General features: G+C 70.8%; 14 protein-coding genes. 4 read left to right on the top strand and 10 right to left on the bottom strand.

The features are described 5' to 3' along the window. Positions 1-160: 160 nt before the first annotated feature. From ahcY to guaB, 6 genes are all read right to left on the bottom strand, one after another. Positions 161-1,603, bottom strand: a complete 1,443-nt coding sequence (gene ahcY / locus AB4880_RS18235) for an adenosylhomocysteinase (protein WP_367920652.1) — start codon at positions 1,601-1,603, stop codon at positions 161-163. Positions 1,604-1,859: 256 nt separating this feature from the next. Next, positions 1,860-3,044: a lipid-transfer protein gene (locus tag AB4880_RS18230; RefSeq protein WP_367920651.1), complete on the bottom strand. Its 1,185-nt coding sequence runs from the start codon at positions 3,042-3,044 to the stop codon at positions 1,860-1,862. Beyond that, positions 3,041-3,505, bottom strand: a complete 465-nt coding sequence (locus AB4880_RS18225) for a Zn-ribbon domain-containing OB-fold protein (protein ID WP_367920650.1) — start codon at positions 3,503-3,505, stop codon at positions 3,041-3,043. The genes AB4880_RS18230 and AB4880_RS18225 overlap by 4 nt, the downstream gene beginning before the upstream one ends. Positions 3,506-3,546: 41 nt before the next feature. Further along, a complete protein-coding gene (locus tag AB4880_RS18220) occupies positions 3,547-4,506 on the bottom strand; it encodes an esterase/lipase family protein (RefSeq protein ID WP_367920649.1) in 960 nt (319 codons plus the stop codon). Between the two features lie 30 nt (positions 4,507-4,536). Then, positions 4,537-5,100 carry a 2'-5' RNA ligase family protein gene (locus AB4880_RS18215; RefSeq protein ID WP_367920648.1) on the bottom strand — a complete coding sequence of 188 codons (564 nt, stop codon included), beginning with the start codon at positions 5,098-5,100 and terminating at the stop codon, positions 4,537-4,539. 95 nt (positions 5,101-5,195) lie between these two features. Further along, positions 5,196-6,695, bottom strand: coding sequence for an IMP dehydrogenase (guaB, locus tag AB4880_RS18210; protein WP_367920647.1), 1,500 nt, complete (start codon positions 6,693-6,695; stop codon positions 5,196-5,198). A 107-nt stretch (positions 6,696-6,802) separates the two neighbouring features. Between guaB and zwf the strand changes: the two genes are divergently transcribed. Then, positions 6,803-8,263, top strand: coding sequence for a glucose-6-phosphate dehydrogenase (gene zwf / locus AB4880_RS18205; RefSeq protein ID WP_367920646.1), 1,461 nt, complete (start codon positions 6,803-6,805; stop codon positions 8,261-8,263). A gap of 7 nt (positions 8,264-8,270) precedes the next feature. Here zwf and AB4880_RS18200 read toward each other — a convergent pair whose 3' ends face one another. The 3 genes from AB4880_RS18200 to AB4880_RS18190 all read right to left on the bottom strand — a co-directional run bounded on the left by AB4880_RS18200 (position 8,271) and on the right by AB4880_RS18190 (position 11,698). Continuing rightward, the gene (locus AB4880_RS18200; RefSeq protein ID WP_367920645.1) at positions 8,271-9,278 is read right to left on the bottom strand and encodes a cytochrome d ubiquinol oxidase subunit II; all 1,008 of its coding nucleotides are present in this window, start codon (positions 9,276-9,278) and stop codon (positions 8,271-8,273) included. Continuing rightward, positions 9,275-10,687, bottom strand: a complete 1,413-nt coding sequence (locus tag AB4880_RS18195) for a cytochrome ubiquinol oxidase subunit I (RefSeq protein WP_367920644.1) — start codon at positions 10,685-10,687, stop codon at positions 9,275-9,277. Before AB4880_RS18195 ends, AB4880_RS18200 begins: the two co-directional genes overlap by 4 nt. Before the next feature lie 135 nt (positions 10,688-10,822). Continuing rightward, positions 10,823-11,698, bottom strand: coding sequence for a GNAT family N-acetyltransferase (locus AB4880_RS18190; RefSeq protein ID WP_367920643.1), 876 nt, complete (start codon positions 11,696-11,698; stop codon positions 10,823-10,825). 141 nt (positions 11,699-11,839) lie between these two features. On the opposite strand from AB4880_RS18190, the gene AB4880_RS18185 reads away from it, so the two are divergent. Genes AB4880_RS18185 through AB4880_RS18175 form a run of 3 tightly spaced genes read left to right on the top strand, consistent with a single transcriptional unit; the run spans position 11,840 to position 13,490 of the window. Beyond that, on the top strand, positions 11,840-12,316 hold the full coding sequence (locus AB4880_RS18185; RefSeq protein ID WP_367920642.1) for a DUF5994 family protein: 477 nt from the start codon (positions 11,840-11,842) through the stop codon (positions 12,314-12,316). Continuing rightward, positions 12,313-13,149: a slipin family protein gene (locus AB4880_RS18180; RefSeq protein ID WP_367920641.1), complete on the top strand. Its 837-nt coding sequence runs from the start codon at positions 12,313-12,315 to the stop codon at positions 13,147-13,149. The genes AB4880_RS18185 and AB4880_RS18180 overlap by 4 nt, the downstream gene beginning before the upstream one ends. Further along, the gene (locus AB4880_RS18175; RefSeq protein WP_367920640.1) at positions 13,146-13,490 is read left to right on the top strand and encodes a lipopolysaccharide assembly protein LapA domain-containing protein; all 345 of its coding nucleotides are present in this window, start codon (positions 13,146-13,148) and stop codon (positions 13,488-13,490) included. The genes AB4880_RS18180 and AB4880_RS18175 overlap by 4 nt, the downstream gene beginning before the upstream one ends. A gap of 93 nt (positions 13,491-13,583) precedes the next feature. On the opposite strand, the gene groL is transcribed toward AB4880_RS18175, so the two are convergent. Beyond that, entirely contained in the window at positions 13,584-15,209 is a 1,626-nt protein-coding gene (gene groL, locus AB4880_RS18170) for a chaperonin GroEL (protein ID WP_367920639.1), read from the bottom strand. Between the last annotated feature and the right edge of the window lie 22 nt (positions 15,210-15,231).

The raw sequence follows: 15,231 nt of genomic DNA, 5'->3' as shown, positions 1-15,231 counted from the left end.
CCAAGCGTGCGGTGGAGGTCCCCGACCACGACGTCCGTCGACCCCACCTTGCCGGCCACGAGCTGCGGTCCCGAACCCAGCGTCCGGCGATCGGAGACGAAACGGGACGAGGTCCCGCCCCCGTGGTGGGGGCGGGACCTCGTCGGCTGATCCGATGGGATCAGTAGCGGTAGTGCTCCGGCTTGTAGGGGCCGGCGACGTCGACGCCGATGTACTCCGCCTGCTCCTTGGAGAGCTCGGTCAGCTCGACGCCGAGGGCGTCGAGGTGGAGGCGGGCGACCTCCTCGTCGAGGTGCTTGGGCAGCACGTAGACGCCGACGGGGTACTGGTCGGTCTTGGTGAAGACCTCGATCTGCGCCAGGACCTGGTTGGTGAACGAGTTGGACATCACGAACGACGGGTGGCCGGTCGCGTTGCCGAGGTTGAGGAGGCGACCCTCGGAGAGGACGATCACCTTCTTGCCGTCGGGGAAGATCCACTGGTGGACCTGCGGCTTGATCTCGTCCTTGACGATGCCCGGGATCTTGGCGAGGCCGGCCATGTCGATCTCGTTGTCGAAGTGGCCGATGTTGCCGACGATCGCCTGGTTCTTCATCCGCTCGAAGTGCTCGACCTTGATGATGTCGAAGTTGCCCGTCGTGGTGATGAAGATGTCGGCGTAGTCGACGACGGAGTCGAGGCGCTTGACCTCGTAGCCGTCCATCGCGGCCTGCAGCGCGCAGATCGGGTCGATCTCGGTGACGATGACGCGCGCGCCCTGGCCACGCAGCGACTCGGCGGAGCCCTTGCCCACGTCGCCGTAGCCGCAGACGACCGCGACCTTGCCGCCGATCATGACGTCGGTGGCGCGGTTGATGCCGTCGACGAGCGAGTGGCGGCAGCCGTACTTGTTGTCGAACTTGGACTTGGTGACCGAGTCGTTGACGTTGATCGCCGGGAAGAGCAGCGAGCCCTCCTTGAACCGCTCGTACAGGCGGTGGACACCGGTGGTGGTCTCCTCGGTCACGCCCTTGATGTCGTTGGCGATGCGGGTCCAGCGCTGCGGGTCGGCCGCGACGGAGCGCGCGAGGACCCGGAGGACCTCCTTGTACTCCTCGTTGTCGGTGGAGTCCTGACCCGGCACGGCGCCGGCCTTCTCGAACTCGACGCCCTTGTGGACGAGCAGGGTGATGTCACCGCCGTCGTCGAGGAGGACGTTGGGGCCGACCGCGTTGCCGTCGGCGTCGGTGAAGTCGAAGACCTTCTCGGCCTCGTCCCAGTACTCCGCGAGGGTCTCGCCCTTCCAGGCGAAGACGGGGGTGCCGGCCGGCGCGTCGAGCGTGCCGTCCTTACCGACGACGACGGCGGCGGCGGCGTGGTCCTGGGTCGAGAAGATGTTGCAGGTCGCCCAGCGGACGTCGGCGCCGAGAGCGGTGAGCGTCTCGATCAGCACGGCGGTCTGGATGGTCATGTGGAGCGAGCCGGCGATCCGGGCGCCCCTGAGCGGCTGGTCCGCGCCGTACCGCTCGCGCATCGCCATCAGGCCGGGCATCTCGTGCTCGGCGAGCTCGATCTCCTTGCGGCCGAACTCGGCCAGGCTCAGGTCAGCAACCTTGTAGTCCATGAGTGATCCTCGAGGTTCGAGTGTCGACGTCCTGCGGCGCATCTGCGCATCGTCGGGATCTCCCGCGCATGACGTGACCCACCCTACAAGCGCGGTCCGAGGCCCGCTGAATCATCACGATCCCGATCGCCCCCCCCGGCCCGTCGTCGCGGACCTCCTACGGCGCTGGTCTGCATCTCACCCGGCACTTCGGTCGTCGAATCGGCCGATTCGGAACCGGAATGCCGGGTGCGACGCACGCCCCGCCGCGACCGGGTCAGACCGACAGCAGCACCGACGACCCGTGCCCGAACAGGCCCTGGTTGGCCGTGATGCCGACCTTGGCGCCCTCGACCTGGCGCCCCGTCGCCTGGCCACGCAGCTGCCAGGTCAGCTCGCACACCTGCGCGATCGCCTGAGCCGGCACCGCCTCGCCGAAGCAGGCGAGCCCGCCCGACGGGTTGACCGGGATCCGGCCGCCGATCGCGGTGTCGCCGGCGCGCAGCAGGGCCTCGGCCTCGCCGCGCTTGCACAGCTGCAGGTCCTCGATCCAGTCCAGCTCGAGCGCGGTGGAGAGGTCGTAGACCTCGGCCACGTCGACATCCGACGGGTCGATGCCCGCCTCCTCGTACGCCGCCTGGCCGATCGCCTCCTTGAACGTCCGCTCCGGCACGCCCGCCACCGCCGACGAGTCCGTCGCGAGCAGCGGCATGTCGATGACCGTGTTCGGGAAGGTCGGCGTGACGGTCGAGACCGCGGCCACCTTCACCGGCGCGGCGATGCCGTGCTTCTTCGCATACTCCGCGCTCACCAGCACCACCGCCGCGGCGCCGTCCGACGTCGCGCAGATGTCGAGCAGGTGCAGCGGGTCCGAGACCATCGGCGAGGCGAGCACCTCGTCCACGCTCGACTCCTTGCGGAAGCGCGCGTACGGGTTGGCGAGCCCGTGCTTGGCGTTCTTCACCTTCACCTGCGCGAAGTCCTCCGACCTCGCGCCGTAGAGGTCCATCCGGCGGCGCGCGTAGAGCGCGAAGTACGCCGGGTTGGTCATGCCGAGCAGCCGGAACCGCAGCCAGTCGGGGTCGTTCCAGCGCTCACCCGCATTGGGCGCCAGGAATCCCTTGGGCGTGGTGTCCGCGCCCACGACGAGGGCGACCTCGCTGAGCCCCGCCATGATCCGCGTGCGCGCGGTGTCGATGGCCTGCGCGCCCGTCGCACAGGCCGCGTACGACGTCGCGATCCGTGCGCCGTTCCAACCGAGCGCCTGGGCGAAGGTGGAGCCCGCGACATAGCCGGCGTAGCCGTTGCGCACGGTCTCGCCGCCGACCACGAGGTCGACGTCGGTCCACGCGATGCCGGCGTCCTTGAGGGCCTCGCGGGCGGCGTGCACGCCGTACTCGGTGAAGTTGCGGCCCCACTTGCCCCAGGGGTGCATGCCCGCACCCGCGATCACGACGCTCATGCGCGCTCCCCCGTCGGCTTCCAGCGGTAGATGGTGCGCTCACCCGTCTCGTCGACGTTGAGCGTCTCGACGACTAGCTCGACCTCGGCGCCGACCCGGAGGTCCGCGACGCCGTACCCGTCGGCCACCTGGCCGAGCACGACGATGCCCTCGGGCAGCTCGACCGCGGCCAGCGCGAACGGCTGGAACGGGTCGGTCGGCGCGAGGTACGGCGCCGGCGGCTGGTACTGCGCGTCCGTGTACGACCACACCGTGCCGGTGCGGGAGAGCTCGACGGCGTCGTACTCGTCGCCGTCACAGGCGGGGTTGCGGCAGAAGAAGGCGGCGGCGCCGGCCTCGGACGACACGGGCGGGAACACCACGTTGCTGCAGCGGGTGCAGCGCGACGCGACCAGGCGCGGCTCCTCACCCGTCGTGAACCAGCCGTCGATGACGGGCGTGGTGTGGCTCGGAGCAGTCATGGGCCGACCCTACCAAGCGAGTGCTTGGTAGGCGAGGAGTCTCAGCAGCGCGGCTGGTACGACGGGTCCGCGGGCCCGTCGTGGGTCAGCGCGTCCAGCGTGATGCCGACGGTGGCGCTGTCCAACGGGATCAGCACGTGGTCCGAGATCGACCAGGGGCACTTGCTCTGGATGGTCACGTTCGTGGTCCGCTCCCCCGGCGTCAGGTAGCCCGACGTGTGCGGGACGACCACCTCGTCGAACCGGCTGGTGATCTGGGTGTAGCTGACGTCGCCCGGCGTCTCGTCCCCGGCGTTGAGGTCGCGCAGGAAGGCCGACCCCCACGCCTGCTGGTTGCACGACACGCAGACCGCTCCCGGCACGAGCGCCGCGAGCGGGTTGAGCGCCGGGATCAGCTTGGTGCCGTGATTGGAGGGTGCGATGCCGACCAGGTCGTCGACGTAGGCGGCCCCGCCGAGGTACTTGATGTAGTACCGCGGCATCATCCCGCCCTGCGAGTGGCCGACCAGCGACACCTTGGCGGCGCCGGTCGCCGTCCGGACCCGGTCGACGAAGTCCGCGAGCTGGTGCGCCGACGCGATGACGTCGTCGGTGGCCCGGTTGCCGTAATCGAGCGAGAAGACGCAGAACCCGGCGTCCCGGATCGCCCGGCTGAGCCGCTCGAGGAGGTGGCGACGGTCGCCGAAGGTCCCGTGCACGAGCACCACGGGCGTGGGCCGCGCGGCGGTGGGCGCGCAGGTCCAGTCGTTCACCCCGGGGATGTCGCCCTCGGGCGCGGTCGGGAGCGGCGGCAGGATCGTGTCCGCGCGCGCGGCGGGCGCCGCGACGCCGACCAGGCCCGCGGCGAGCAGCACCGCGAGCGCGGTCGCCACCACGGGGGCCAGCAGGGAGGCCCGGAAGGAGCCCAGGTAGGAGGCCAGGAAGGACGTCGGCAGCGAGGTCGGCAGCGAGGTCGGCAGCGAGGTCGACCGACCGAGGACGGGGATCCGGAGGGTGCGCACGCCCTGCTCAACGCGCGCGCGTGGCCCAGGTCACCCCGCGACGAGCGGCACCCAGCCCACGATCTCGCTCTGCGGGCTGCCCGCGACCCAGCGGGTCCGGATCAGCGCGACGTCGTCGACGGCCCAGCGCAGGCCGGTCCAGGCGCCGGCCTCGGCGGCGATGTCGGCGAGGACCCGGTCGAGGGGCGAGCAAGCACGCTTCTCGTCGGTGGTCGCGGTGAGCACGCCGGGCTGGAAGTTGCGGCGGTCGATGTAGAGGTGCACGCGTTCGGCGGCCTTGCCGATCCGGCGGGCGGCCTCCGCGAGCCCGGCGACGTCGCCGCCGAGGCGCAGGACGATGTCGCCGTTGTCGCGCTGCTCGCAGCCGGCGTCCTCGACGTGGAGGGCCCCGGGAAGGCGCAGGTGCTCCTCCATGGCGTCCTCGAGCCTCTTCGCGTCGCGGTCCATGACGTTGCCGAGCGCGGCGATGGGGACGTCGATCAGTCCCGGCGGCACGGGGTGCACGCCCGGACGCTCCGCGGCGAGCCGGCTGCCGAGCGCGCGCAGTCCCTCGATCGCGCTGTCGGGCGGCACGAAGGCAAGTCGCAGCAGCATGGTCCCCCCTCACCGCTGGCGTCGGTGATCCGCCGATCCGTCGGCGCTCTCACCGATCTGATCGGCGGCGAAGGGGCGACCCGAAGCGAAATGCCTCAGCGGTGGTAGTTGGGCGCCTCGACGGTCATCTCGATGTCGTGCGGGTGGCTCTCCTTGAGCGAGGCAGACGTGATCCGGATGAACCGGCCCTTGTCCTGCAGCTCGGGGATGGTGCGCGCGCCGACGTAGAACATCGACTGCGACAAGCCGCCGAGCAGCTGGTGCGCGACGCCGGACAGCGGGCCCTTGTAGGCGACCCGGCCCTCGATGCCCTCGGGGACGATCTTGTCGTCGCTGGTGACCTCGGCCTGGAAGTAGCGGTCCTTGGAGTAGGACTTCTTGCCGCGCGAGGACATCGCGCCGAGCGAGCCCATGCCGCGGTAGGCCTTGTACTGCTTGCCCTGGTGGAAGACCACGTCGCCGGGCGACTCCTCGCAGCCGGCGAGCATCGAGCCGATCATCACCGACTCCGCGCCGGCGACGATGGCCTTGGCGATGTCGCCGGACTGCTGCAGTCCGCCGTCGGCGATGACCGGGACGCCGGCCGGCTTGGCCGCGAGCGAGGCCTCGTAGACGGCGGTGACCTGCGGGACGCCACAGCCGGTGACCACGCGGGTGGTGCAGATCGAGCCGGGGCCGAAGCCGACCTTGACCGCGTCGGCGCCGGCGTCGACGAACGCCTGGGCGCCCTCGCGGGTGGCGACATTGCCGCCGATGACCTGCACGTGCTTGGTGGCCGGGTCGGACTTGAGCCGGCGGACCATGTCGAGCAGCAGCGTGACGTGGCCGTGGGCGGTGTCGGCGACGAGGACGTCGACGCCCGCCTCGATCAGGCCGGTGGCCCGCTCCCAGGCGTCGCCGAAGTAGCCGATCGCGGCGCCGACCATGAGCCGGCCGTCGGCGTCTTTCGAGGCGAGCGGGAACTGCTCGGACTTCACGAAGTCCTTGACCGTGATCAGTCCGCCGAGGCGACCGTCCGCGTCGACCAGCGGGAGCCGCTCGCGCTTGTGCTTGCGCAGCAGCATGGTCGCGTCGTCACGGCTGATGCCGACGGCGCCGGTGACCAGCGGCATCGGGGTCATCACCTCGTCGACCTTGGTGGTGGCCCACTCGGCGACGGGGGTGAACCGCAGGTCGCGGTTGGTGCAGATGCCGAGCAGCCGGTTGTCGGCGTCGACGACGGGGAGACCGGAGACGCGGTACTCGCCGCAGATCCGGTCGAGCTCCTCGAGCGTCGCGTCGGGGCCGATGGTGACCGGGTTGGAGATGATGCCGGTCTGGGTCCGCTTGACCAGGTCGACCTGGTAGGCCTGCTCCTCGGCAGAGAGGTTGCGGTGCAGGATGCCGATGCCGCCCTGGCGCGCCATCGCGATCGCCATCCGCGACTCGGTCACGGTGTCCATCGCGGCGCTGATCAGCGGCGACTTCAACGAGATCTCGCGGGTCAACCGCGAGGTGGTGTCGATGTCGTCCGGCGCCAGGTCGGAATGACCCGGGAGCAGGAGGACGTCGTCGTAGGTGAGACCAAGGGCTGCGAACTTGTCCGGGACCTCCACCCACTCAGTCTAGGGCGCGCGACCCAGACCTCCTACATCGCCGACGACCGTGGAACCGGGGCCCACGGCCGTGGAACGAAGCCGTCGACCGTGCAAGGCTGGGAGCCGTGACCGTGACCTCGGACCTGTCCCCGCACGTGCTCGTCCTGTTCGGCGCGACCGGCGACCTCGCCGCACGCAAGCTCTTCCCGGGGCTCTACCGGCTGGCGGTCGACGACCGGCTGCCGCAGCACTACGCCGTCATCGGCACCGGCCGGCACTCCCCCGGCAGCGACGAGGAGTTCCGCCAGCACGTGCGCGACGCACTCCACGAGTTCGTCGGCGACATCGACGAGTCCGTGGCCGAGCCGCTGCTCGAGCGGATCTGCTTCGTGACCTCGGCCGAGGACGACGGCTCCGACCTGCGCAAGGCGGTCGAGGACGCCGAGGACCGGCTGCTCGCCGACGCGCACTGCCTGCTGTCCGACGTACGACGCCTGCTGTACCTCTCGGTCCCGCCGAGCGCCGTCCAGGGCATGGTCGGCATGCTCGAGCGCGAGGACCTCGACGACCGGGCCCGCCTGGTGGCGGAGAAGCCGTTCGGCACCGACCTCGCGAGCGCGCGCGAGCTGCACCGGGTGCTCAACGAGGCGTTCGAGGAGCACCAGATCTTCCGGATCGACCACTTCCTCGGCAAGGAGGCGGTCCAGAACATCCTGGCGCTGCGCTTCGCCAACGGGCTGTTCGAGCCGGCCTGGAACCGGCACACCATCGAGTCGGTCCAGATCGACGTCCCGGAGAAGCTGACGGTCGAGGGCCGCGGCAGCTTCTACGAGGGCACCGGCTGCCTGCGCGACATGGTGACGACGCACCTGTGCCAGCTGCTCGGGTTCGTGGCGCTCGAGGACCCGCACGCCTTCCGTGAGTCCGCGATCCGCGCGGCCAAGGGCGCGGTGTTCTCGGCGGTGCGGCCGCTCGACCCGGAGCGCGTGGTCTTCGGCCAGTACGACGGCTATCGCGACGAGCCCGACGTCGCCGACGACTCCGACGTCGAGACGTTCGTGGCGATCGAGGTCTGGATCGACAACGATCGCTGGCGCGACGTCCCCTTCTACCTCCGCACCGGCAAGGCCATGGCCGACGGCCGCCGGACGATCACGGTCCGCTTCCGCGACCCGCGGCACCGCTGGCTCAAGCCGGAGCACGGCGGCCAGCCGGAGCCCAACGAGCTGGTCATCGAGCTCGCCGACGATCCGCGGATCGCGATCGACGTGCGGGCGAAGCGGCCCGGTCCCGACATGGCGCTCGTCGAGGGCGTCTTCCGGCTCGACCTGGTGGGCGACCTCCCGGGCTCCGACCCGCTCGAGGCCTACGAGCGGCTGCTGCTCGACGTGATGCGCGGCGACCGGACGCTGTTCATCAGCTCCGACGAGGTCGACCGGCTCTGGGAGATCTGCCAGCCGGTCCTCGACCGGCGCCCGCCCGTCCAGCCCTACCCCGCCGGCTCGTGGGGCCCGGAGGCCGCGCAGGAGCTCGCCCTCGGCGGCTGGCGCCTGGGCAACCACGCGCCCGACCGCTCGCTCAGGTGAGCTCACGCTAGTGGTCGGGGTGTGACCACTCCTCCGACTGGGTGAGCTTGAACAGGTAGGCCAGCGGCGGTACGACGACCACCACGGCCAGCCCGACCGCGACCAGCAGCCCCTGCAGGGTCGCCGTCGCGCCCGCCGCGTCGGAGATGGTGATCTCGTCGACGAGCAGCCACGGATACTGCCCGACGCCCCAGCCCGACACCACCGACGCGACCGCGAGGACGGCGGCGATCCGCGCGACGGCGTACTTCCGGCGCCACAGCAGCACCATCGTCGCGAGCCCGGCCAGCCCGGCGAGGACGACGAGCGGGGCGGCCCGGCCCTCGAGCCCGGTCGCGAGGGTCGGGGCGTCGTGGTCGAGCGGGACCAGCGCGGCGAAGACGATGGCGCCGGTGGCGGCGCCGACCGCGAGAGCGCGGATCCGCAGCTCGGCGGCGAGCCGGTGCTGGCCGCTGCGCTCGGCGTCGGCGACGAGGAAGGTGCCGGCGAGGAAGGCGCAGGTGCCGACCGCGATCACGCCGCCGAAGAGCGAGGTCGGGTTGAGCCACGAGGTCCACAGGTCGCCGGAGCCGTCGAGCGGCACCCGGCCGGATGCGATCGCGCCGGCGACCGTGCCGAGGAAGAAGGGCGTGAGGATCGACGAGGTCGCGAAGACGATCCCGAACAGACGGGCCTGGGCGAGCGTCGCGGCGTACTTGCGGAAGGCGAAGCTGGCGCCGCGCAGCACGATGCCCAGCAGCGCGAACAGCAGCGGGAACACCAGCGTCGACATCGCGGCCGCGAAGGCCGCCGGGAACGCCGTCCACCAGATGACGAGGACGTAGATCAGCCAGACGTGGTTGGCCTCCCATACCGGGCCGATGCTGTGGTCGACGAGGGTCCGCAGCTCGGCGCCGCGCTTGCTGCTGCCGGCGGTGAGGTCGAAGAAGCCGGAGCCGAAGTCGGCGCCGCCGAGGACGGCGTACGCGATGACGCCGACGAAGAGCGCGGCGGCGACCGCGAGCTCGAGGCTCATCGGGGCACCTCCGGCGCGTACGGGCTGGGGAGGTCGACGTCGCCGGCCCGCCAGCGCCGCGCCATCGAGCGCAGGACGACGACCGCGCCGACGGTCATGCCGGTGTAGACGACGGTCGAGGCGCCGAGCAGCCACCAGAGGCTGGCGGTGTAGTCGCCGACCGCGTCGGGCGTGCGCATGATGCCGTAGACGATCCACGGCTGGCGGCCGACCTCGGTGGCGATCCAGCCGGCCTCGAGCGCGATCACGGCGAGCGGACCGGCCGCGGCCGCGGCGCGCAGGAACCAGCGCTTCTGCAGCAGGTCCCTCCCCCGCCGTCGCTGGAACCAGAACCAGACGACACCGGCCGCGAGCAGGGTGCCGATGCCGACCATGGTCTGGAAGGCGAGGTGGGCCATGTTGACCGGCGGCTGGTCCTCGGCCGGGATCTGGTCGAGGCTCGGCACCGGCTTGTCGAAGGAGTTCATGGCGATCAGCGAGCCCAGGTAGGGGATGTCGATCGAGCCCTTGACCTCGCCGTCGACGAGGATGCCGCCCAGCCGCAGCGGCGACGGGCTCTCGCTCGTCTCGGCGAGCTCGAAGGCGGCGAGCTTGCTGGGCTGCCGCTCGTCGAGGCCGAAGCCGAGGATGTGCCCGACGAAGGGCTGGGTGACCGCGGCGATCGACGCGAACACGAACGGCACGAGGAAGCCCAGCCGGTGGTGGGCGTCGCGCCGGCCGCGCAGCATGCCGACGGCGTAGACGCCGGCGATGGTGAAGCCGGTCAGCATGTAGGCGCCGACCCACATGTGGGCGAACTGCAGGAAGGCGTGCTGGTTGAACAGCACCTTCCAGGGATGGACGTCGGTGACCTCGCCGTCGACGAGCGTGAAGCCGGTGGGGACGTTCATCCAGGCGTTGACCGCGAGCACGCAGTAGGCGCCGACGACGCCGGTGACGGCCATCGGGAAGATCATCATCACGTGTCGCTTCGCCGGCATCCGGCCCCAGCCGTAGAGGTAGATGCCGAGGAAGATCGCCTCGAGGAAGAAGGCCAGGCCCTCGAACGCGAACGGCAGGCCGAGGACGTCGCCGTACTTGCCCATCAGGCCGGGCCAGAGCAGGCCCATCTCGAAGCTGAGCACGGTGCCGGACACCGCGCCGATCGCGAAGAGCACGGCCGAGACCTTCGCCCAGCGCTGGGCGAGCCCGAGCGCGACCTTGTCGTCGCGGCGGATGCCGCGCAGGTGCATCACGAAGATGATCGCCGGGAAGGCGACGCCGAAGCAGGCCAGGATGATGTGCCACCCCAGCGAGAGCGCCATCTGCTCGCGGGCCGGTAGCAGCCCGGCGGGCTCGGTGGGGGTCGCGGCGGCCACCTGGGAGGCGGCCTCGGTGACGGCGCGGGTGAGGACGTCGACGCTCAGCACAGCACTGACGCTACGCGCCGTCCGGACGCCGTTCACGCCTTTGTGAACGGCTTCACAAGCGTGGCGGACGGCGTCGACCCCGGTGGCGGCCGACCGCGGTGAGGTGCTACCCGGGACGGGCGGCGCGGCGGGGCGTCACACCTGGCGGGGACGGCGCAGGTCGTTGAGCGCGATCCGCACGGTGAGCGACTCCCCCGCCATCCGGATCCGGCCGCGCATGCCCGCGGCGAGCACCATCGGCAGCACCGCCTGGGTGTCGGACGGCGCGGTCAGCACGATCTCCTCGGCGCCCTCCGCGCGGGCCACCCGCGCGATGTCGGCGAGCAGGCGGGTGCCGACGCCACGACGCTGCCAGGACGGGTCGACCCACAAGTCGACCGGCCACGGCTCGGCGAGGTCGGCGAGCGCGGTGACCTCGGCGCGGCCGGCGACGTGGCCGCCGGAGAGCGCCGAGACGACGGTGCCGGCGGTGACGTAGTCGGGGTCGCCGGCGCCCGGCTGGGCCGGCGCGGGCGGGGCCTGCAGCGCGAGCACCTGGCCGACGAGCTCGGCCAGCGCCGCGGCGCGCGAGCGCTCGGTCGGCGTGAACGGGGTGTCGCGGCGGATCTGGATGGTGGCGGAGCCGCCGACCGTCATCTCCAGGACGTCCTCGTGCTCACCGGACGGCGCCACGTCGGCGTCGAAGAGGTGGGCCGCGGTCTCGGGGAAGGTCGAGGGCCGGGCGATGATCGCGCGGACGGCGGACACGTAGCGGGTCGGCTGGTCCTCGAGCGCCGCCCCGGTCACGACCTCGGCCGAGACCGGCTCACCGCCGGCCGAGCTGATCAGCTCGTGCAGCCGGTCGGCGTCCCACTCCTCCGGGACCTGCAGCACGAACTCGTCGGTGACCTTCCCAGCACCCGGGAAGACCTGGACGGTCTGGATGTTGACGCCCGCCGCGCCGCACGCGGCGGCGAGCTGGGCGAGCGCGCCCGGTCGGTCGGGCAGGCCGGCGCGGACTCTCCACAGCATGGGCTCACTATGCCGGACGGATGTGTCGACGCGCGATCACCAATGTTTCGTCCCGGTCTTGCCGGTCGACGTAGTGTGGAGGAAACGGGTTCGGGAACCTCCACGAGGACTCTTCCGAGAACCTGTCGGAAGGCGGACGTCATGACGACGTCGAAGGATCTCACTCTCTCGCCCCCACTGCGTCTCGAACTCGCGGCCGTCCCCGGTCACGGTGTCCTCGACGGCGCATGGTGGCCCTATTCGCACGACCTCGATGTCGAGCTGGCAGCACTGGTCGACCACTTCCCACCTGCCGCCGGTCGGGTCAGTCGGGTGCTGTTCTCACGACCGGACTGGGCCACCGCGCCTCGCCGGGTCCCCATCGCCCGCGGATTCTTGAAGACAGGGTCGTTCCCGCGCGACGACACGCACGTCGTCATCTTGAAGCTGTCCGACCGGAGCCAGCTCACGGTCCTCGTCATCCCGCCCGAGACGGCGACGAATACGGCTCACACCCTGAGCACCACCGCGACCAGTACGACGAATCGCCGTACCGGTGCCCAGCTGGTGGAGCGTCTTCGCTTGGACGACTCCGGCGATCCGGGCGGCCACTGGGCCGACGACGGCGGCGCGTCATGATCGGTGTCGCGCTGTGGGTCGGCGCGCTCCTGATCGCGTTCACGTTCGTGGCGGCGGTCCTCTCGGTCCGCGTCGTCAAGCAGTACGAGCGCGGCGTGCTGCTGCGACTCGGCCGCTACCAGGGCACGCGCGAACCCGGGCTCCGCTTCATCATCCCGTTCGTCGACGTGATGTACCGGGTGTCGATGCGGATCGTCACCATGCCCATCCAGTCCCAGGGCATCATCACGCGCGACAACGTGAGCGTCGACGTGTCCGCCGTCGCCTACTTCCGGGTCGTCGACCCCGTCAAGGCGGTTGTCTCCGTGGAGAACGTCCGGGCCGCGATCGACCAGATTGCGCAGACCACACTGCGGAAGGTCGTCGGCCAGCACACCCTCGATGAGACGCTCTCGGAGACCGATCGAATCAACCTCGGGATCCGCGAGATCCTTGACGTGACCACGGTGGCGTGGGGTGTCGAGGTCACCTTGGTCGAGCTCAAGGACATCCAGCTTCCCGACAGCATGAAGCGCGCGATGGCCAAGCAGGCCGAGGCCGAGCGGGAGAAGCGAGCCAAGATCATCAACGCCGAGGGCGAGTCCTTGGCGGCGACCGCTCTCGGCACGGCCTCGGACATCATGATGGCCCACCCGATCGCGCTCCAGCTGCGCAACCTGCAGAGCCTGGTCGAGATCGGCGTCGACAAGAACACCACCGTCGTCTTCCCGGCGCCGCTGATGAGCACGATCGGCGAGCTCGGAGCCTTCCTCGGCCGCGAGTCGGCCGCCGCGGCGCCTTCGGCCGAATCGGACGTGCCGCCGCCCGTCCCGATGAAGACGCGCGCGCGATGACGAGCCACGCCAAGCCCACGCACCGCGACTCCAACGCTCCCGTCTTCGCGGTGGTGCGTGCGCCGGACACCATCGCGGCGGATCGGCCGGTCCCCCGCAGCCGCGCGGGCTCCGCATGGATGGGCCTCGTGTCGGCCGTCGTCATCACCATGGCGCTGGCGGTGCTCATGCTCCAGAACACCGCGAGGGTTGACATCTCGTTCCTCTGGATGACCGGCCGCACCTCACTCGGACTCGTCGTCCTGATCGCGGTGTTCGCCGCGGTCCTGATGACGCTGTGCCTCGTCACGGTGCGCATCCTGCAGCTGCGTCGACTCCTCAAGAGGCGGTCGAACCACTGAGCAGGGCGCTCGGGAGTCCCGTACAACGCCGCCGGCCCGGCGTCCTGCGAGGAGGACGCCGGGCCGGCGGGTGGAGCTGGTGAGCCGGCAGGCTCAGTGGCCGTGCCCGTGACCGTGGCCGTGACCGGCCGCGGCGGGCTCCTCGTCCTCGGGCTTGTCGACGACCAGGACCTCGGTCGTGAGCAGCATGCCCGCGACGGAGACGGCGTTGGCCAGCGCGGAGCGGGTGACCTTCACCGGGTCGATGACTCCCTGGGCGACAAGGTCGCCGTACTCGCCGGTGGCGGCGTTGTAGCCGTTTCCGACACCGAGCTCGCGCACCTTGTTGACGATGACGTAGCCGTTCTCGCCGCCGTTCTCGGCGATCCAGCGCAGGGGCTCGTCAGCGGCCTTGCGGACGATCCGAACGCCGATGGCCTCGTCGCCGGTCAGGCCGAGGTCACCTTCGAGCACGGACACGGCGTGGATGATCGCGGAGCCACCGCCGGGGACGATGCCCTCCTCGATCGCGGCGCGCGTCGCGGAGACGGCGTCCTCGATGCGGTGCTTCTTCTCCTTGAGCTCGACCTCGGTGTGCGCGCCGACCTTGATCACCACGACGCCGCCGGAGAGCTTCGCGAGCCGCTCCTGGAGCTTCTCGGTGTCCCAGTCGGAGTCGGAGGCCTCGATCTCCTTCTTGATCTGCTCGACGCGACCGGCGACCTCGGCGGCGTCACCGGCGCCGTCGATGATCGTGGTGCTGTCCTTGGTGACCACGACGCGGCGGGCCTGGCCCAGCACGTCGAGACCGACCTGGTCGAGCTTGAGGCCGACCTCGGGCGAGATGACCTGGCCGCCGGTGAGGACCGCGATGTCCTGCAGCATCGCCTTGCGACGGTCGCCGAACGCGGGCGCCTTGACGGCGACCGCGTTGAAGGTGCCGCGGATCTTGTTGACGACCAGCGTCGACAGCGCCTCGCCCTCGACGTCCTCGGAGAGGATGAAGAGCGGCTTGCCGGCCTGGATGACCTTCTCCAGCAGCGGCAGCAGCTCGGCGATCGCCGAGATCTTGCCCTGGTGGATGAGGATGTAGGGGTCGTCGAGGACGGCTTCCTGGCGCTCCGCGTCGGTGACGAAGTAGGCCGAGATGTAGCCCTTGTCGAACTGCATGCCCTCGGTGAACTCGAGCTCGGTCGACGGAGTGTTCGACTCCTCGACGGTGATCACGCCGTCCTTGCCGACCTTGCCGAAGGCCTCGGCGAGCAGCTCGCCGATGTGGCTGTCGCGCGAGGAGACGGTCGCCACGGACGCGATGTCCTGGGCGTCGTCGACGTCGCGGGCGGCGTCGCGCAGGGCGTCACCAACGGCAGCGGCGGCGGCATCCATGCCGCGCTTGAGGCCCATCGGGTTGACGCCGGCGGCGACGGCGCGCAGGCCCTCGTGGACCAGCGCCTGGGCGAGGACGGTCGCGGTCGTCGTACCGTCACCGGCGACGTCGTTGGTCTTGGTCGCGACCTCCTTGGTGAGCTGGGCACCGAGGTTCTCGAACGGGTCGTCCAGCTCGACCTCACGCGCGACGGTCACACCGTCGTTGGTGATGGTCGGGGCACCCCACTTCTTGTCGAGGACGACATAGCGGCCCTTGGGGCCGAGGGTGACCTTGACGGTGTTGGCGAGAGCGTCGACGCCGCGCTCGAGCGCGCGGCGGGCGTTCTCGTCGAACTCCAGGATCTTGGGCATGTGTGCTCCTTAGGCAGAAAGC

Source organism: Nocardioides ginsengisoli (assembly GCF_039537225.1).
In the GTDB taxonomy this organism is placed as follows: Bacteria; Actinomycetota; Actinomycetes; order Propionibacteriales; family Nocardioidaceae; genus Nocardioides; species Nocardioides ginsengisoli.
Note: the sequence above shows the minus strand (reverse complement) of the source record. Positions and strands in the feature narration are given on the sequence as shown.